Origin of the sequence: Streptomyces sp. YIM 98790, from assembly GCF_011421595.1 — a bacterium.
Taxonomy (GTDB): domain Bacteria; phylum Actinomycetota; class Actinomycetes; order Streptomycetales; family Streptomycetaceae; genus Streptomyces.
The window spans coordinates 1-18,151 of the sequence record NZ_WTLH01000007.1 but is presented as its reverse complement, the minus strand read 5'-3'; the positions used below and the strand labels follow the sequence as shown (position 1 = coordinate 18,151).

13 protein-coding genes and 1 pseudogene are annotated in these 18,151 nt (G+C 73.1%); 9 read left to right on the top strand and 5 right to left on the bottom strand.

Translation table 11 applies throughout. The annotated features are described in order from the left end of the window. The first annotated feature begins 30 nt into the window (after nt 1–30). From dgoD to GQS09_RS02375, 5 genes and pseudogenes are all read left to right on the top strand, one after another. Nucleotides 31–1,176, top strand: a complete 1,146-nt coding sequence (dgoD, locus tag GQS09_RS02395) for a galactonate dehydratase (RefSeq protein WP_165984278.1) — start codon at nt 31–33, stop codon at nt 1,174–1,176. Between the two features lie 34 nt (nt 1,177–1,210). Then, nucleotides 1,211–1,879: a bifunctional 4-hydroxy-2-oxoglutarate aldolase/2-dehydro-3-deoxy-phosphogluconate aldolase gene (locus GQS09_RS02390; protein ID WP_165984326.1), complete on the top strand. Its 669-nt coding sequence runs from the start codon at nt 1,211–1,213 to the stop codon at nt 1,877–1,879. After that, nucleotides 1,876–2,859, top strand: coding sequence for a sugar kinase (locus tag GQS09_RS02385; protein ID WP_165984277.1), 984 nt, complete (start codon nt 1,876–1,878; stop codon nt 2,857–2,859). Before GQS09_RS02390 ends, GQS09_RS02385 begins: the two co-directional genes overlap by 4 nt. A gap of 33 nt (nt 2,860–2,892) precedes the next feature. Continuing rightward, nucleotides 2,893–3,379, top strand: a pseudogene (locus GQS09_RS02380) (SMP-30/gluconolactonase/LRE family protein); the annotation flags it as partial. A gap of 252 nt (nt 3,380–3,631) precedes the next feature. Beyond that, nucleotides 3,632–3,877 (top strand): transposase, encoded by a 246-nt coding sequence (locus tag GQS09_RS02375; RefSeq protein WP_165984325.1) that lies wholly within the window; start codon nt 3,632–3,634, stop codon nt 3,875–3,877. 503 nt (nt 3,878–4,380) lie between these two features. Here GQS09_RS02375 and GQS09_RS02370 read toward each other — a convergent pair. Continuing rightward, nucleotides 4,381–5,235, bottom strand: coding sequence for an NAD(P)-dependent oxidoreductase (locus GQS09_RS02370; RefSeq protein ID WP_165984276.1), 855 nt, complete (start codon nt 5,233–5,235; stop codon nt 4,381–4,383). Between the two features lie 137 nt (nt 5,236–5,372). Between GQS09_RS02370 and GQS09_RS02365 the strand changes: the two genes are divergently transcribed. Continuing rightward, nucleotides 5,373–6,221: a helix-turn-helix domain-containing protein gene (locus GQS09_RS02365; RefSeq protein WP_165984275.1), complete on the top strand. Its 849-nt coding sequence runs from the start codon at nt 5,373–5,375 to the stop codon at nt 6,219–6,221. Here the strand turns inward: GQS09_RS02365 and GQS09_RS02360 are convergent. After that, nucleotides 6,127–6,837 carry an ATP-dependent DNA ligase gene (locus GQS09_RS02360; protein WP_207957381.1) on the bottom strand — a complete coding sequence of 237 codons (711 nt, stop codon included), beginning with the start codon at nt 6,835–6,837 and terminating at the stop codon, nt 6,127–6,129. The genes GQS09_RS02365 and GQS09_RS02360 overlap by 95 nt on opposite strands. Nucleotides 6,838–7,512: 675 nt before the next feature. On the opposite strand from GQS09_RS02360, the gene GQS09_RS02355 reads away from it, so the two are divergent. Continuing rightward, nucleotides 7,513–8,541 carry an RNA polymerase subunit sigma-70 gene (locus tag GQS09_RS02355; RefSeq protein ID WP_165984274.1) on the top strand — a complete coding sequence of 343 codons (1,029 nt, stop codon included), beginning with the start codon at nt 7,513–7,515 and terminating at the stop codon, nt 8,539–8,541. Between the two features lie 52 nt (nt 8,542–8,593). Then, nucleotides 8,594–9,256 (top strand): dihydrofolate reductase family protein, encoded by a 663-nt coding sequence (locus GQS09_RS02350; protein WP_207957380.1) that lies wholly within the window; start codon nt 8,594–8,596, stop codon nt 9,254–9,256. Nucleotides 9,257–10,256: 1,000 nt separating this feature from the next. On the opposite strand, the gene GQS09_RS02345 is transcribed toward GQS09_RS02350, so the two are convergent. Continuing rightward, on the bottom strand, nt 10,257–10,934 hold the full coding sequence (locus GQS09_RS02345) for a hypothetical protein (protein ID WP_165984273.1): 678 nt from the start codon (nt 10,932–10,934) through the stop codon (nt 10,257–10,259). Nucleotides 10,935–11,044: 110 nt separating this feature from the next. Continuing rightward, nucleotides 11,045–11,233, bottom strand: a complete 189-nt coding sequence (locus GQS09_RS02340) for a hypothetical protein (RefSeq protein WP_165984272.1) — start codon at nt 11,231–11,233, stop codon at nt 11,045–11,047. Between the two features lie 1,440 nt (nt 11,234–12,673). Between GQS09_RS02340 and GQS09_RS02335 the strand changes: the two genes are divergently transcribed. Further along, the gene (locus GQS09_RS02335) at nt 12,674–14,854 is read left to right on the top strand and encodes an NACHT domain-containing protein (RefSeq protein WP_165984271.1); all 2,181 of its coding nucleotides are present in this window, start codon (nt 12,674–12,676) and stop codon (nt 14,852–14,854) included. Between the two features lie 119 nt (nt 14,855–14,973). Here the strand turns inward: GQS09_RS02335 and GQS09_RS02330 are convergent, their stop codons facing one another. Next, a complete protein-coding gene (locus tag GQS09_RS02330) occupies nt 14,974–17,559 on the bottom strand; it encodes a DEAD/DEAH box helicase (protein ID WP_243761054.1) in 2,586 nt (861 codons plus the stop codon). Nucleotides 17,560–18,151 lie beyond the last annotated feature (592 nt).

The window sequence follows — 18,151 nt, the reverse complement described above, 5'->3', positions numbered from 1 at the left end:
CGGCGGTACCCGGCCGCACCAAGGAGAAGCATGAAGATCACCCGTGTCGAGACCTTCGCCGTGCCGCCTCGCTGGCTGCTGTGCCGCGTCGAGACGGACGACGGCGTCGTCGGCTGGGGGGAGCCGGTGGTCGAGGGCCGCGCCGCCACCGTCCGCACCGCCGTGCGCGAACTGTCCGAACTCCTCGTCGGGCGGGACCCGCTGCGGATCGAGGACCATTGGCAGACCATGACCAAGGGGTCGTTCTACCGTGGCGGCCCGGTCCTCTCCAGCGCGGTCGCCGGACTGGACCAGGCGCTCTGGGACATCGCGGGCAAGGTCTACGGCGCGCCGGTGCACCAAATGCTCGGCGGCCCGGTGCGCGACCGCGTACGGGCCTACACCTGGGTCGGCGGGGACGAGCCCGCCCAGATCGCCGAGGCGGTGCGGGAGCAGGTGGAGGCCGGTTTCACCGCGGTGAAGATGAACGCCTCCGGGCGGATGAACCGGCTGGCGACCACCCGGGACATCGACGAGGTCGTCTCCCGGGCGGCCGCCGCTCGCGAGGCACTCGGTGACGACAAGGACTTCGCCGTCGACTTCCACGGCCGGTTCACGGTCGCCAACGCGGCCAAGGTGCTCCCGCATCTCGCCCCGTACAACCCGCTGTTCGTCGAGGAACCCGTACTCCCCGAGTACACCCACCGGCTGCGCGACCTGGTCGGGGTGTCCCCGGTGCCGCTGGCCACCGGGGAACGCCTCTACTCGCGCACCGACGTGCTGCCCGCCCTCACCGCCGGGGTGGCGGTCATCCAGCCCGACCTCTCCCACGCCGGCGGCATCTCCGAGGTCCGCCGGATCGCCGCGCTCGCCGAGACCTTCGACGTGCTCCTCGCGCCGCACTGCCCGCTGGGCCCCGTCTCGCTCGCCGCCAGCCTGCAAGTCGCCTTCAGCACACCGAACTTCCTCATCCAGGAGCAGAGCATAGGCATCCATTACAACGTGGGCGCCGGCCCGCTGGACTACCTGGTCGACACCACGCCGCTGCGCTTCCACGACGGCCACCTGCTGCGGACCTCGGCCCCGGGCCTCGGCGTCGAGGTGGACGAGAAGGCGGTCCGCGCCGCCGACGACACCGTCGCCGACTGGCATAACCCCGTCTGGCGGCACACCGACGGCTCCTTCGCCGAATGGTGACCCCCGCCCGCCCCCGACCCTCCCGGACGTGAACATGAAACCCCCGCACACCGTGCACGCCGACACCGTCCCCGCCGTGCTCCGGCGCACCCGGCTGGCCGCCATCGTGCGCGGCCCGGACGCCGACGCCGCGCTGCGCACGGTCCTGACCCTGCTGGACGAGGGCGTGGCCCTCGTCGAGGTCTCCCTCAACACCGCCGACGCCCTCGGCGTCATCCGCCGCGCCGTCGCCGAGGCGGGCCCCTCGGCCCTCGTTGGGGCGGGCACCGTGCTCACCGAGGACGACGTCGCCCGCGCCCGGGAGGCGGGCGCGAGCTGGATCGTGACCCCCGCGCTCACCGAGTCCGTGGCGGCCTCCGTCCGCGTCGGACTGCCGGTCCTGGCCGGCGCCCTCACCCCGACCGAGGCCGTCGCCGCCCGCCGGGCCGGGGCCGACGCCGTCAAGCTCTTCCCCGCATCAGTCGGCGGCCCGGCCTACCTGAAGGCGCTGCGCGACCCCTTCCCCGACCTGCCCTTCGTGCCGGTCGGCGGCGTCGACCTCACCGGCGCCGAACAGTACCTTTCACATGGCGCGGTCGCGGTCGGCGTCGGCTCGCCCCTGGTGGGCGACGCCGCGCACGGCGGCGACCTGGACGCCCTGCGCGCCCGCGCCCGCCGCTTCGTCGCGCTCTGCGCCCACGACCCACTGCGGGAGGAGGCGTGACCGCCGCCCCGGGGACCGCGCCCGTCGACGTGCTCACGTTCGGCGAGACCATGCTCGCCGTACAACTGCCCGGCCCGCTGGCCGTCGGTGCCGACGCCCGCACCACCGTCGCCGGCGCCGAGTCCAACGTGGCCATCGGCCTGGCCCGGCTGGGCCACCGGGCCGCCTGGGCGGGCCTGGTCGGCGACGACGAGCCCGGCCGCGTGATCCTGCGCATGCTGCGCGGCGAGGGCGTCGGCACCGCCCGTGCCGGCGTCCGCCCCGAGGCGCCCACCGGCGGCATGCTCCGCGAGCGGCGCGTCGCCGACCTGGTGCGCGTCCACTACTGGCGCAGCCACTCGGCCGCCTCGCTGCTCACCCCCGCCGCCCTCGCGCCCGCCCTCGACGACGGCGCCCGCGTCCTGCACCTGACCGGCATCACCTGCGCCCTCGGCCCCGGCCCGCTGGAGGCGGTGCGCGAGGCCGCCGCCCACGCGCACGCCCACGGCTGGACCGTCGCCCTGGACGTCAACCACCGCCAGCGGCTCTGGACCGCCGAGGACGCGGGCAAGGCCCTGCTCCCGCTGCTGGAGCACGTCACCGTCCTGATCGCCTCGGACGACGAACTGCCTGTGGTGACCCACGCCTTCGCCGAACGGCCCGAGGGGGAGGAACGGACCGTCGCCGCGCTGCTGGACGCCGGAGTGCGCGAGGTGGTCGTCAAACGCGGGGGAGAGGGAGCCGCCCTCCACAACCGGAACGGCTCCCGGCACACGGTCCCGGCTCTACGGGTGCCCGTACGGGACACAGTGGGGGCGGGCGACGCGTTCTGCGCCGGATACCTCTCCGGCCTGCTCGACGGACTCCCGCCGGTCGGACGCCTCACCCGCGCCAACACGCTCGGGGCCTTCGCCGTCGCCTCGGACGGCGACTGGGAGGGGCTGCCCCGCCGCGACGAACTGGAGCTGCTCGCCGCCGCCCCGGGAACCACGATCCGCTGACCGTCCGCCCACGACCCCTCGGAGCGCCTCACCATGACCGACCTGACGCCCCTGACCCTGCCGGACCGCCTGGAACTCGGCGAGGGCGTCCGCTGGACCGACGGCGGACTGACTCGTCTGCGTGGACATCCTCACGGGCCGTCTCCTGACACCGGACGAGGACGGCACCGCCCCGCTGCGGACCCTCGCCCGGCTGGACGTCCCCCTGGTCGCGGTCGTCCCGGTCGCCGACCGGCCCGGCACCTGGATCGCGGCGGCTGGCACCGGCGTCTGCCTGCTGGACCCGGGCACGGACCCCGAGTGGCTGGCTGCCCCCGAGCGGGACGCGCCGACCCCCATGCGGATGAACGACGGATGCGCCGACCCGCACGGCCGCTTCTGGGCCGGCAGCATGGCCTACGACGGGACACCGGACGCGGGCTCCCTGTACCGGACCGGCCTGGACGGCGCGGTCACCCGGGTCCTCGAGAGCGTCACGATCCCGAACGGTCCCCAGGTACCCGCGGAGGCGTCTTCCGTCAGAAGATCACCGACGCCGAGCGCCTCCTGGCCGCCGTCCTCTACGAACGCAAGCTCGGTACCCGGCAAGTCCTGGCCGACGCCTTCGGCGTCAGCCTCGGCACCCTCAACAACGCCCTCGCCGACGCCCAACCCGTCCTCCGCGAGGCCGGAATCACCCTGCCGCCCGCCACGACCCGCTTCACCACCGGCGTCGAACTGCCGGCTTCCGTCAGCAGCGACACGCCGACAAGTTGATTCTTTACGGCTCCGCCTGCTGCGCAACTCCTTCCGTTCCGCGGCCCGGCAGGACCGGGAGAAGATGGCCAAGGCGCTCAAGCCCGTCTACACCGCGCCGACCGAGGACGCCGTACTGGAGCGGTTCACCGAGTTCGCCGACGCCTGGGGAGCGAAGTATCCGGTGGTGGTGCGGCTGTGGGAGAACGCCTGGGAGGTGTTTGGTTTCTTTTCTGGGGTTCGGCGGCTGGGTTCCGCCGGATGGTGTGCGTCATCAGCGTGATTGAGGGCGTGGTGGCCCGGGTCCGCCGGGCGGTCAAGGCGGGGGGCTGTTTCTCCAAGTTCTCCAGCGGGCAGGCTGTCCTGGAGTGCGTCTGCATGGCGGTCATGTCCCTGGATTCCGCAGGCGCCGGCTGTGAGCGTGGGCCAGCTGTTGGGAGACCGTGCTGAACGGCTTCGGCATCGTCTTCGGCGGCTGCCTCACCGCAGGCCGGCAGTAGTCCCTTGGCGATCCCGGTGATACCACTTGTTTGTCAGACCTGAGGGTGGCTCCGGCCGGGCGGGGCACGGTGGTGGTCACCGGTGCGGCGTGCTGCGTGTCACCGGCAGGCCTCGGCGTGGTCCACGTGGCGTGTGCGCTGCCGCAGGCAGCGGGCGTCCGCTTTTGCCGCGCCGATCGTGACGTACCTGGCGCTGCCGGGTGCGGTACCTGTGGTGGGCCCTGACGGCGGTGGCGGTGCTGGTGGGGCGGATCCGCGGGGTGGACCGGCCGGGGGGCGGTGACCGTCACAGGGCTCCGGCGTCCCGGGCCGTCCAGACGCTCGGGTAGATCGGCCGGAAGCCGAGCTCCCGGCGGATCCGCTGGTTGGACATGATCCCGAACCACGGGTCGGGGTCCGTGTGCTCGTGGAGCCCGGCGGGCACCTCGACGCCGTTGAGCTGGTACAGCTCGACCGTCGTGACGGGGGCGTCGTCGGCGATGTTGTAGGTCCGGCCGGTGATGCCCGGCGCGTACAGCAGACGCATCAGGCCCTGGGCGACGTCCGCGTGGTGGGCCATCTGCAGGCGCTGGTGCGGCGCCCAACGGGCGGCCCAGTGCAAGGAGTTGGCGAGGTGCGGGTCGCCCTCGCCGTAGACGAAGGGCAGCCGCCCGATACGTACGTCCAGGCCCTGGAGCGCGAGCAGTTCGCGCTCGGCCTCGGCCTTGGACTCGGGGTAGGCGCCCCACATCTCACCGCCCGGCCGGCTCTCGTCCTCCTCGGTCAGCGGGCGGCCCCGTCCGGCGCCGTACACATTGTTCGTGCTGACCTGCACGAACCGCTCCACGCCCAGGGCCTGCGCGGCGCGGCCCAGGGCCACCGCCGCGTCCCGGTTGACGGCCCACGCCTCCTCGTCGGGCACCCCGCGGAAGGAGGCGGCGACATTCACGACGGCGTCCACGCCGGCGAGCGCCTTACCGAGTGTCTCCTCGTTGCGCATGTCTCCTACGGCGACCTGGGCGCCCAGCGCCGCGAAGCGCTCGCCGCGGGCCGCGTCCCGTACCAGGACTCGCACCTGCTCGCCCGGCTGCCGCTGGGCGAGCAGCCTGGGCACGAAGCGGCGTCCGACCTGTCCGGTCGTACCAGTCACCAATGTCAGCATGATGTGCTCCTCACGCACTGTGTCGCCTGCCGTCGGCGACCAGCCTCGGCGGATGCGGCGACGTCCGGGAGGGACCTCTTCATCAGGGGATCGGGAGTCCCTGGATAAAGTCGGCCGGCGTCCCGCACCCTGGAGAGGTGGACCGTGCCGAACTCGCCGACTTCCTGCGCCGTGCCCGCGCCCGCCTGGACCCCTCCGACGTGGGTCTCACGGCCGGAGGGCGGCGCCGTACGCCGGGGCTGCGCCGCGAGGAGGTGGCCCAGCTGGCCGGCATGTCCGTGGACTACTACACGCGGCTGGAACAGTCCCGGGGCCCGCGCCCGTCCCGCCAGATGCTCACCGCGCTGGCACGCGCCCTGCGCCTGACGGAGGACGAACGCGACCACCTGTTCCACCTCACCGGTGAACAGCCCCCGCGCCGGGAGGCGACCGGCACGCACGTGCGCCCGGGCCTGCTCCTGGTGCTGGACCGGCTGCACGACACCCCGGCGATGGTGGCGACCGACTGCGGCGAGATCCTGGCCCAGAACGCACTGTCGCGGGCACTGAGCGGAGACGTCCTCGCCCGCCCGCCCCGAGGACGCAACATGATCCGCCGCTTCTTCCTGGACCCGGCGGCCCGAGACCTGTTCCCACCCGAGGACCGCCCGGAGCGCGCCCGCGAGCAGGTGGCCGGCCTGCGAGCAGTGGCCTCGGCCCGCCCCACGGACCCCGGACCCGCCGCCCTCGTCGCCGAACTACGCGCCGCGAGCGAGGAGTTCGCCCGCCTCTGGGACGAACACGAGGTCGCCGTACGCCGCGCCGCCACGAAACGCTTCCGGCACCCTGCGACCGGCATCCTCGAACTCGACTGCGAGGTCCTCGTCAACTCCGACCACAACCAGCAGCTCGTCATCCACACGGCCCGCCCGGGCACGGAGTCTTACGAGCGCTTGCAGTTGCTGCGGGTGGTGGGCTTGCAGGACCTGACGCCGACGGGCTCCTGACCGCGTGCGCGATTTCTCGTTCGCTCCCTGCCCGCCGCACATCACCCACGATCCCCAGGACCAGGGCGCGCGGATGGGCCGGGGCGCCGCTGACGCCGGTGACGGCCGCGTCGAGGGTGTCGGCGTGCCGCCGCTTCTTCCACCCGCCCCTGGCCCCGGCCCGGTACGGGGCGCCCACCGGCCTGACCACCAGGCCCTCCGCCCCGGCCGCGCCCATCGTGCCGTACCAGGTGCGCGCCAGCTCCCGGCCGGTGGTCCTCGGCACCGCCTGCAGCGGCGGGCCCAGCGGCTCCAGCAGCGCGACCAGCCGCTCACGCCGCCGGCGGCAGGACAGCGGGCGCAGATCCTCCCCCGCTCCGCGAGAAGGCCGAAGGCGGCGTAGGAGGCGGGCAGTACCTCGGCGAGGGCGGCGGCCCGGCCCGGGGGCGGACAGCGCCCGCCGCTGCACCGCCCCGGAACCACAGCGGCCCTCCCGCCAGACCACCACCTCGCCGTCCAGCACCGTCCCCGCCGGCAGCGCCATCGCCGGCCCGGTCAGGTCCGGGAACAGCCCGCCGGCCAGGCGCCCGGAGCGGGTCTGCAACAGCACCCCGCCCGCCGTGCGGAACACCACCATGCGGTGCCCGTCCGGCTTCGGCTCGAACGCCAGGTCCCCGCGCCGGGCCCCGGGGCATCGCGGTCACCGCGGTGGCCACCGCCACCCCCACCGGCGGCACCAGCCCGCCCGCAGCACCACCGGCCTGCCCCACACCCGCGCAACGACCGCCCCACCCACGCCGCAGCGCCCCCTTCAGGTGACCAGCCCGGAGGAACCTTCCCACCCGCCGTAAAACGAACGTCTGATCTAATACGGGGATGGTGACCACCGGCCTCCCCGCCCCCGGACCCCGCCGACCTGGACCGGCTGCGGGCCACCTGGCGCTCCACCTGCCAGCACCTGGCCACCGCCCCGCCCGCCACCACGGCGCTGCGCCGCCGCCTTGTGCTGCTCTCCGCCCGCATCGCCTGCCACCCCCACTGGGCGCCCGGCCGGGCCGCGCTGGGCCCCTGGCGCCGCCCGCCCCGGCGGGCTGCCGGAGGGCCGCGGTGAGGCCGCCGGGAGAGCGGGCGGAGCAGATCCTGCGTGCGCCGGACATCCCGCTCGGTCGGCTCCACCGCGGCGATGCCGCGACCCCGACCGCAAACCCGGCAACGCCGCCTGCGGGGCCGCTGCCGGCAGGGCCCACGCACACCCGGGGCGTGGCCGTGCGGGCTGGAGCCGCTCGGACCGCCTCACCGGCAGGATGGGTACATGGCTGAGAGCAACGCCGACCCGGAGGCGCAGTGGCTGTCCGAGGCCCAGCAGGGCGACGAGGCGGCATTCGAACGGCTGGTGCAGCGCTACCGTGGCGAGCTCCACGCCCACTGCTACCGGATGCTGGGCTCGGTCCAGGACGCCGAGGACGCACTCCAGGAGACGCTGCTGGGGGCATGGCGAGGGCTGTCCGGCTTCGCGGGGCGCAGTTCGCTGCGGGCCTGGCTCTACCGGGTGGCGACCAACGCCTGTCTGCGGCTGTCCTCCCGCAGGCCACGCCGGATGCTGTCGTTCGAGCACGGTCCGGCCTGCTCCGACCCCCACGACCTGGGTGAGCCGGTGGCCGGTCCGGTCTGGCTGGAGCCCTGGCCCGCCGGCCCGGACGGCGATGAGGACCTCGACCCGGCGGCGGCCTGCCTGCGCCGGGAGAGCGTCGAGCTGGCCTTCGTCGCGGCGCTGCAGCACCTGCCGGGCACCCAGCGCGCGGTGCTCATCCTGCGGGAGGTGCTCGGGTTCACCGCCGCCGAGGCCGCAGGCATCCTTGAAACCACACCGGCGTCGGTGAACAGCGCCCTGCAGCGCGCCCGGGCGGCGGTCGCACGGCGGGCGCCGGAGCGCACCCAGCAGGCGGAGCTGGCCGCGCTGGGCCCCGGCGGCTGCCGCGACCTGGTCGACGCGTTCGTGTCGGCCTGGGAACGGGCCGACGTCCCGGCCCTGCTGGAGCTGCTGACCGAGGACGTCCGCTTCACCATGCCGCCGCTGCCCGCATGGTTCGACGGCCGTGCCCACGTGGGACGCTTCTTGGGCGAACGCGTGTTCGCCACGCCGTGGCGGGTGGTGCCCCTGACCGCGAACGAGCAGCCGGCCCTCGCCTGCTACCAGCACGACGGAGAGCGGTACCGGCCGGGTGCGGTGACCGTGCTGAACCTGAGAGGCGGGCGGATCTGCTGGATCGCCGGGTTCGTCGACCCCGCGCTGCACCGCTCCTTCCCGGTCCCCGCGGAGTTTTCTCTGCCCCACCGATGAATCTGGCCTCGCCGGTGTCTCTCAAAGGGATGACAGCCCGAAAACCGATCCTGTGAGGTACACCGTGCGCAAGCTCGTCGTTTCCATGATGATGTCGCTCGACGGCTGCTGTGAGGGCTCCGGCGGGAACAGCATGGCCCTGCCGATGGACGACTTCTTCAACGCCCACAACCTCGAACGGCTCCGCCACGCCGACACCCTGCTGCTGGGCGCGACGACCTACAAGGCCTTCCAGGGGTACTGGCCCGCGGTGGCGGACAACCCGGAGCTCTCTCCGGCCGTCGCCGCCGACCCCCGCGTCGCAGACGTGCACCGGGAAACCGGCCGGCGCAACAACGAGATCCAGAAGGTCGTCGTCTCGGACTCGCTGACCGCGGACGACACCGCTCCCTGGGAGGACACCACGGTGCTCGTGCGCCGCGGCGAGGTGCAACAGGCCGTGGCAGACCTCAAGGACCGGCCCGGGCAGGACATCCTGACCTTCGGCAGCCGGAAGGTCTGGAACGGCCTGCTCGCCGCGGGGCTGGTCGACGAACTGCACCTGATGGTGGGCGCCGCGGTGCTCGGCGGCGGGACCCCGGCCTTCGCCGCCGGGCAGGTTCCGCCGCTGCGGCTGCTGGACACCCGCCGCGGGGACGGCTCGGACAATGTGCTGCTGCGCTACCAGGTCATCCATCCCGGCACGCGACCCCAGGGTGCCCCGGTAGCCGGCTGAAGGCCGCGGAACGGACCCGGGAGCGCGCTGCGGACGGTACCGCGCCCCGGGGCCGTTCACCCGCCCCGCCCGTGGGAGTCAGGTTGGGCACCATCGGCGCGGCCGGTGCCGAGCCGTACCTGCCGCCACTCCTCCGGCCCGCGCCGGCCTGGCCCTCGGTGGGGGACAACAACGACATCGTGGTGCTGGTCTTCATTCAACATGGTGGCCCGCCATATCGAGTTCAGCATTCTGCTGGGCGGGCTTCCCTGCCTCGGATGGTGGATGCGCGTTCGTCGAGTGCGCGCCGGAGGGCGGCGCGCCAGATGTGGCCGGCGGTGGTGACCTGGGCGGCGAGCCGCTGGTATTCCTCCAAGCACCTGGTCCCCCCGCCCGGCGCGCCGCGCCTTCTTCGGCAGCGCTTCCGGACACTGGTCCCGCCAGTCCCGCAGGGCGGTGACAGCTTCGGCGCTGGTGTGCCGGCAGGCGCACCGCACCCTGTCCACCAGCGGGGCGGGCAGCCGCAGCGGGATCTTCTCGGGCCAGGCCCCGTCCTGGCTGCCGGGCCACCGGCCGGGGAGAAGCGCCTCGGCCGGCAGCGGCGGCCAGTCGCCATCCCACCCCCGGTCCGCGAGTTCGGCCCGTACCGCTACGGCCATCAGGATGTCGAGGTTTTCCCCCAGTCCCCCCGCTCGCGCAGTTGCGCGCAGTGCTGCTGCCAGGCGGCCCGCACGGCGGCGGCCCGGCGTCCGGTGAGTCCGTCGGTGCTCCAGCGTTCCTCGGCGGCGAGGGCCTTGGCCCGCTTAGCGGCCTGAGTTCCCCGTCGATACCCACCTTGGTGCCGAACGGGGCGCGGGCGGTGACGGAGATGGTGCCGACGGCGGTGCTCATGCCCGCCATCATGCCCCGCCCTGGCTCACAAGCCGCCTCGCTCCCACGGGGCGGTGCCGACGTGCAGGGGCAAGCACCCCAGCTGGCTGACCCGCATGCTGCTCTCATGCGGTATCCGGTGCCGGTGGTCTCAGGTGGCTGGGCTGGGGCCGGGTGCTGCTGCTCGGAGTTCGGCTTCCCAGGCGGCGATGTCTTCGTCGGTGAGGTTGTCGAACCGGCGGTGGTCTGCGCTTGCTTCTGGGCCTTGGAGCCAGGGGCGGGCGGCGGCGTCGCGTCGGCGGCGTTCTTCGGCTTCCTCGGCGGCCGCGCAGGGGCAGGCGGGCTGCCGGGGCGGTCCGTGGAGGATGCGTGCCCGGGCGGTGAGGAGGGCGTCGGTGATCTCTGGACTGAGGTGGCAGGCTGCGGCGAATCCAACGAGTAGCCGCTCGCTGGGCAGACGCTGGCCGGTCAGGGCGAGACGGAGTGCGCTGCGGGAGAGCTGCCCTTGGGCTTCGGGTGCGGCGGCCAGTACGCGGTAGGTCGGGTTCCCGGCCTCGGTGCGCAGGCGCTGCATGGCTTTGGCGAGTCCGGCTGGTGTGGTGATCCGGCCCGGCACGTATCTAGTGCGGACCCGCAGCGGACGGCCGGTGTCGGCGGCCGCCTTCCACAGCCGCTCGGCTGTCCGTTCATCGGCGTCGGCGGCACGGGCGAAGGCGAGCACGGTGTGCCGGGTGGGCAGTCGGCCGTCCAGGGCGCGGCGCAGTGTGCAGGCGGAGATGGGCAGCCCGCCCGCCCTGGCCGCCCTGCGGGCGAGGGCGTCGAAGGTCATGCGTCCCTTCGCCGCACGCAGCCAGCCCTTCAGCACGGCCAGTGCACAGGGGCCGGCCAGCAGGCGGGAGGGACGGGGGCCAGAGGGCCGGCCGGGCGGGCAGTACCTCATCAGCGGCCGCCGGTGGCGAGAGTGCTGAGCAGGCGGCCCATGCGGCCGGGGATCAGCAGGAGGCAGGCAGCCACGGCGAGCGCGGCCAGGAGGAGCGGGATCGGGCGTTGCAGGACGGTGAGGACGGTCACCGCAGCGATGGCGGCGATGACGACGGCCGCTTCGGCCGCACCGAGGCGGCCCGACACGGCCGGGAGTGGCGAGGCCGGCTCCAAGGGTGAGGGCCGGAGGCGTGGACATGCAGACCTCCATACGGGATGCCGGGTGACGGGCGGTCGGACCATTCGGCGGAAGCCGGGCGTGGTGAGCCGATGGTGACAGCGGCCGGCCTGCTGGGGCCAGCCGCCCGCCCTCGAGCCCGAACCCGACGTCGATGCTCGGCTGCAGGCATGGGAGCAGCTCAGAGCCAGAAGCGAGCATGTTCTGTCCACGCTTCACCCTCCATCCCGGCACAAGCTGACCCGCCTCGGTACCGCCCGTGCCCGGCGGCGCGAGATTCTGCCGTGCCGGTCCCGCGCATTCCTGTGCGGCACCCTCCGCGGCGCGGCGCCAGGCACGGCTGGGCCTCCTCGGCCTGACGGTCGTGCTCCTCGCCTCTGCTGCTGCCCGCCGGGGTGGGGGCGGGTTCGGCTGATCGCAAGGGTGCCCACCACGGCGACCGCCGTCGCTGAACCGCCGGCCGCCGGTTCGTTCCTCATGGCTGCTCCGGCCGGGCCTAGCTGGGGAACCGGCTTCTGCAGCACGCCCAGAACGGGCCGTGCCGCGGGAGGCGGGCTTATTCAGGCCGGGACGGTGTTCTCCCTACCCAGCGCGGCGAGCGGGGCGCGCCCGCCCTTGGGGGTGTGCCCGTGTCGGCGGTGGGCAGGGCGTCGACCGCCCCGGAGCGGTACAGCGGCGCTTCCAGTTCCGGCATCGGGAGGTGCAGGATCACCTGGCCCGGGCTGCTGCCGCTTCGCCGCCAGGGCCGTCGGCGAGGTGAGCGAAGAGCCGGCGCCCGGTCTGGTCTGGCTGTGCGATCTTCCCCTCCCGGCTTCCGCTTCCCGCTTTCGGATGGCGTCGGGCCTCGGTTCGCCGCGAGTCCCGGACCGCCCGGTCCGGGGCTCCCGAAGACAGCGGCGCCAGGGTTCACTCCCAGCGGATGCCGAGGGTGTTCAGCTGCGCTGTCGGCGAGCGTTCGATGTGATCAGGCAGGGCCTGGGTGACCTGGGCTGATCAGTTCGTGCGGGGTGGTGACGGGGCCGCTCTGCGGTGTGAGAGTGTGGATGCCACCCCCTGGTCAGAGGATCGTGACCTGCGGCTTTGTCAGATACAGGGAGTGTTGATCAGGACCGACCGTGTCTTGTGCGCGCTGGTCAGGTCTGCTGAGCGCTGGTACGCCGCCGCTGTGCCGCTGTTGCCCCCGGCGGGTCTCGGGTGGGTGAAGCGGCTTACCCGCGGCACCGGTTGGGGCCAGGATGAGATGCATGGGGCCGGGGCGTGGGTTCGGGTGGGCGTGGGCGGGCGCCACGGTCGTATTGGCTGCCGCGGCGGTGGGGCTGGGGGTGTGGCTGGTCCCGGCGGCCGGTACCGGCGATATCGACCCCGCCGGCGCGTTGGTGACAGTGGCGGGCACGCTGTGGACAGGCCGGATGGCCTACCTTGCGCTGGTCTGGCAGGAGTCGGACACAGCCGGGTGGGCGTACAAGCTGGCCGAGGCGGTCAGGCAGCGCGAGCAGGCAGAACATCACCGGCTGCTGGGCGGCGGCACCGAGGCCATCGACCTGGCCTTCACCTTCACCCCCGCCCCCGCGCACAGCGCCGCCGGCGCCGCCCCCGCCGGCACCCTGTCCGAGATCGCCGCCTACTACCAACGCCTGAAACCCGGCCGCCTGGTGGTCACCGGAGCGCCCGGTGCGGGCAAGACCGTCCTGGCCCTGCACCTGATACTCCTGCTGCTCCCCAAGGACCCCGCCGCCGGTGCGCCGGTGCCGGTGCGCCTGCCGCTGGCGTCCTTCGACCCCGGCCGCCACACCCTCGACCGGTGGATTGCCGCACGCCTGGTACGCGACTACCGGCTGCCTGCCCGCCCGGCTTCCGCGCTGGTGGCGGCCCGGGCGGTGCTGCCGGTGCTGGACGGCCTGGACGAGATGGACCAGGAAGAGGACCCCCACGCCCCCGCGCCCGGCTCCGGCCCGGGGTATGCCTCCCGCGCCTCGACGGCGCTGCGCGCGATGAACGCCTGGCTCGACGGCGCCGGGCGGGGCCAGCTGGTGCTCACCTGCCGCAGCGCCCCCTACACAGCCCTGGAAAGGGAGGAGGTGTGGGCCAAAGACGCCGCCCGGATCGAGATCCGCCCGGTCGCACCAGAGACCGCATGGGACTTCCTGGCCGCCCGCACCGGCGGTAGCGCCCGCTGGGAACCGGTCATGAACGCGCTCGCCCAGCATCCGGACGGCCCGCTGGCCCGCGCCCTGTCCACGCCCTGGCGGCTGACAGTCACCGCTGCCGTGTACGAGCGGCGCCGCGCGGACGGCGCCGTCGACCGCCACCCCGCCGAACTCCTCGCTCCCGCCCTGGACACCGAGGACAAAATCCGCGACCACCTGCTGGGCCTGTTCACCCCCGCCGCCACCCACCCCACCGCCGCCGGCCGCCCCGCGCCGTACACCCCGGACCGGGTCCGCACCTGGCTGACCGTCCTGGCCGCCTACCTGGACACCAACACCGCCACCGGCCGCCGGGTCGGCGGGCGCCGCCTGCCCGGCACCGACCTCGTCCTCCACGAACTGTGGCCCCTGTCTGGCACCCACCGCCCCCGCGTCCTCCACACAGCCCTGACCGCCGCAACCTGGCTGCTCCCTGCCGCGGCCCTGCTGCCCGCCTCGCTGTCCTCGGAGTCCTTCCCGGCCCGGATCCCCGTCCTCCTCCTTGCGGCGGCGATTGCCGTGTTCACCCTCACCGCGTCATGGAGCCATCACTGGCCCCAGCCAGCCCGGGCAGACCTGCGGCGCCTGCGCAACCCCACCGGCCGTACCACTCTCGTGGCCGACCTCATTGTCGGCCTGGTCGCCGGAGCCGCCGGCGGATTCACCCTGGGCGCAGTAGCCGGTCTCGTGACCAACACCGACTCCACGACCGGTTTTTTGCTGCTGATGCTGCTTGCTGTTGTTGGCGCATTGGTGGCCGCGCTCGCCGTGCTGCTCACGAGCGGGAACCTGCGCCGCACGGTGGAGTCGCAACTGGACATCGACATCGGCACGGAGATCGGCCCCCTGACCGCGAGATGGCTGGAGCAGGTCTCCCGCTTCGGACTCGTCCTGACGGCCGGATTCGTCGCAGGCTTCGTGGGCGGTTTCGCCGCCGCCTTCGCCGCCATCCTGACCCTCGTCCTCGCGTTCACATTCCTGGAGGAAAAACTCGGACCACCGGTCGAGAGACTTGGCGAGCTGATGCTCGATGCGTGGTACCGGGTGGTCCACGGGGTCACCGACAGAGCCCTTGTGGGCCCGCCTGAGCCGGACAGCCCTCCCAGCGACTCAGCGGTGGAGAACATCGTGATCGGCGACCTGCTGGGGGTGCTCTCCCTCCCCCTCGCCCTTGCCCTCATGCTCGGATCGGCCCGGCTGCGGTACCTGGCGTTCCTGCTGTGCACCCGCCGCCGCTCGGGCCGGTGGTTGCCGTGGCGGCTGGGGCGGTTTCTGGACTGGTGCTGTGAGGCGGGTCTGATGCGGACTGCCGGGATCGCTTACCAGTTCCGGCACCGGGAACTGCAGGACTACCTGGCCCGCACCGCCGCCGCTTCGCCGCCAGGGCCGCCGGTCACGGGATGAGCGCAGGCGCGCGGCCGCGTCCGGGCTGCGCACGGTGCTGCCCCCATCTCCCGCTTTCAGAGCGGCACCGGCTCTGCGAATGCCGGGAGCCCCGCCCCGGGCGTCCGGGGCTCCCAAGGTCAGCGGGGGCCAGGGGTCATTCCCACCCAGCGGATGCCGAGTTGATTGAGTTGCGCGGCGCGCTGCGGGGTGAGCGTCCCCCGCCTGGAACGGACGTTCGAGAGCCACACGCCGAGTTTCACGGGCATCAGGTCCTGCTCCTGGCCCCCGCCGCCGGCCGCGCCCCTGGCCTCGGCGGTCGGATCGGCGGGGACGTGCTCGATGTGCCCTCGGGGGACGGTCAGATGCCCCTCGCGGGCGAGGAAGCGCCTGGCGGCTTCCAGGCCGCGCTGCCAGGCCAGTTCCCGGGCGCTGGGCCGCCCGGCCCCGGAACGCCCCGCTGCGGGCCGGGCAGGCGGTGTCACGCCCAGTGCTTGCAGTCGCCGCCGCTGCTCGGCGTTCAGGGCCTGCCACACTTCCGGTTCGGTCTGCCGGGCGAGCCACCGCCCGACGTCTTCGCCGCCGAGGGTGACACCGGGGAGGAGGTCGGCCAGTTCCGCGCCGCCGTCCAGGCACGTCTGCACCTTGACGTACATCCGCTGCCATTCGACGGTCCAGCCCAGGGCGCCTGGGTTCCATTCCGGGTCGATGGCGGCCAGGTCGGCCGCGCGCTGCGCGGCGCGTTCGGGGTCTTTGCCCAGCCCGCCGGGGCGGCGGCAGTTGGTGAGGAACTGGCCCACGGCACGGCCCAGCACCGCGGCGGTCTGCGGGGCGGCCAGGGTGCCGTTCTCCGCGTACCAGGCCCGGCAGGCGGTGAGGTTCTCCTCCCATGCCAGGTCCGGCGCCGACCACACCATCCCGATCTCGTCCAGCCACCCGATCCGCTTGTCATCGAGGCGGCCGGCGGCGTACTCCGCCCGCTGCTCGGCGATCCATCGCCCCAGCGGTGCGCCGGTGCCGGGCTCGCGGTAGGACAGCGGCACCCGAAGATCCGAGTGCTCCTGGTGGTAGCGCACGGCCGCCGCGTACCCGCGCGACCAGCTTGCCCGCTCGGGCTCGATCACCTGCATCCGCACGAACCGGCGGATCGTGACCGGGTCCCGCTTCGTGGAGAACCGCAGCAGCAGCCTGCCCTCGTCTTCCTCGTCATTTTCCGGCGGCGGACCGAGCGGCACCGAGGGCTCCACGGGCCCGGTGCGCTCTTGCGGAATAGCGAGCATCTCCACCATTTTGGAATCGTGAGCCCGCAAAGCGTTCAGCACATTCACCAGAGGCCGATAAGACCCGGATGCGTACATGTCTTCCGGCTTTTCACCGGGAGCGAGGAAGACCGGCACCAGCAAGGTCGCCAGTTTGCCCTCCTTCGGCTTCTGGCGCAAGGCCCGCCCGATGGCCTGGACGATCTCCACCACAGAACTCTTCGGATCCACGATGGCAACACTGTCCACCGCCCGGATATCAACTCCTTCTGAGAGGACTTTGCAATTCGCGAGCACAGCGCGGTGCACCGGGATTCCCCGGTGGTCGATTCCCTCGGCGAACTGGCGGAAGATCTCCCGCCGGTAGTCGGCCTCGTGCTCGCCGCACAGCCACTGCGACCAGATGCGGTCCTTCGCCGGATGCCGGCCGGGGGTCTCGGCGTGGAGCTTGCCCGCCACCCCGGGCAGGCCCGCGGCCCAGGCCTCGGCCTCCATCGTGCGGTGATGGAAGGTGATGAGGGTCTTCAACTTGTGCTCGGCCATGGCCTCCAGCACGGCGGTCTGCACCGCCGCCATCCGCTTGCCCCGCACCTCCTCGCTGTTCTTGTCCTCACCCCGCAACTGCGCCTCGGTCAGTTCATGGTCCCGGATTTCCAGCACCACGATCTGAAAACGCGCAAGGAGTTCACGCCGGATTGCCTCGGCCAGCGGGAGCTCATAGCAGATAGGCCCGAAGATTCTCGGATCCGACATGGACGCGGCCATTTCCTCTTTCAGCGCGGGCCGCATTCCCTCCCGCACTTCCCCGCTCGAGGGCCGCTCCTGCCAGATCCGGGGAGTCGCCGTCAGGTACAGCCGCCGGCGGGACGGGATCGCCTCCTGGTCATGGACCGCCGCCCACGCCTTCCCCCAACTACCAGAGGTTCTGTGCGCCTCATCCACACAGACCAGGTCCCACACGGCCAAACGCTCCAGCCCGTACCCGGGACCCGCGTGCGCCTCCTCCAGCACCCCGAGAGACGAGTAGGTGGCGAACACCGTCAGGCGCTGCTCACCGGCCGCCCACAGCGCCAGCTGCTGCGCGCTGGTGGTGGTGCGCACCTCGGCCGTCCACAGCGCCGGGTCGCCGTCGAGCGAGCACACCGCGAACGCCGTGCCGTGCTGGCCCTCGGCCCGCCACTCCCGCACGGTCTGCGCCAGCAGATCCAGCGTCGGCACCAGGACCAGGACCCTGCCGTACATCGCGAGCCGCGCAGCAGCATGGACGGCCATCAGCGTCTTGCCCGTCCCGCACGCGGAGACCACCGTCGCCCGCAGACCCCTGCGCGGGAACCGCTTCCCCGGCGCAGGCTCCAGCGCCCGCACCGCCGCCTCCACCGCCTCCGTCTGATGCGGCAGCAACGGCCGCGGCCCCGCCCGCAGCACCGCCGGCACCTCCACCATCCCCTTCTCCATCAGCCCACCCATCTCGTCTCGGTGATTTTCCGCCCGCACCCGCTCACCGCGCGAGCCATCATTCCGCCCCGGCGACCCCGTCCAGTCACCTTCAGCCCCGGCCACACACCACCGGATCAGCCCGTCCGGGAGTGGCGCTGTTCCAGTAACAATACATGGAGCTAGCGAATGATGCACACTTCTGCTTCAACTTCACGCCAAACGGCGCGCCCTGATACAGTGACACCTCCAAAGGGTGAGCAAGCAGCCAACCAGCACGAGACAGGCGCCCGTTAGCATGGCGGGTTTCTCTACCCGGTCCCGGTGTCCGGCCGCCACTCCCGCGCCCGATCGGACCACAGGGCCGGCCGTGCCCGCACCCGTCTCGTCAGGGGTGGTGACCGCGTTTCCGTAACTTCACATGGCCCACCAAACGATGCACCATCACCTCTGCAGCCAGCCGCCTTTCGGGCGGAGCGAAGCGGAGCCCAGGGCCGGAAAGCGAAGCGTCCGGCCCACGCTTCCCCGGATTGGAGCGAAGCGGAAATCCGGAGCCCGGCGCAACGCGCCGGGCCGCCCGCGAAGCGGGCGGTTCTTCAGGGCCGCGCAGCGGCCCTGAACCCGC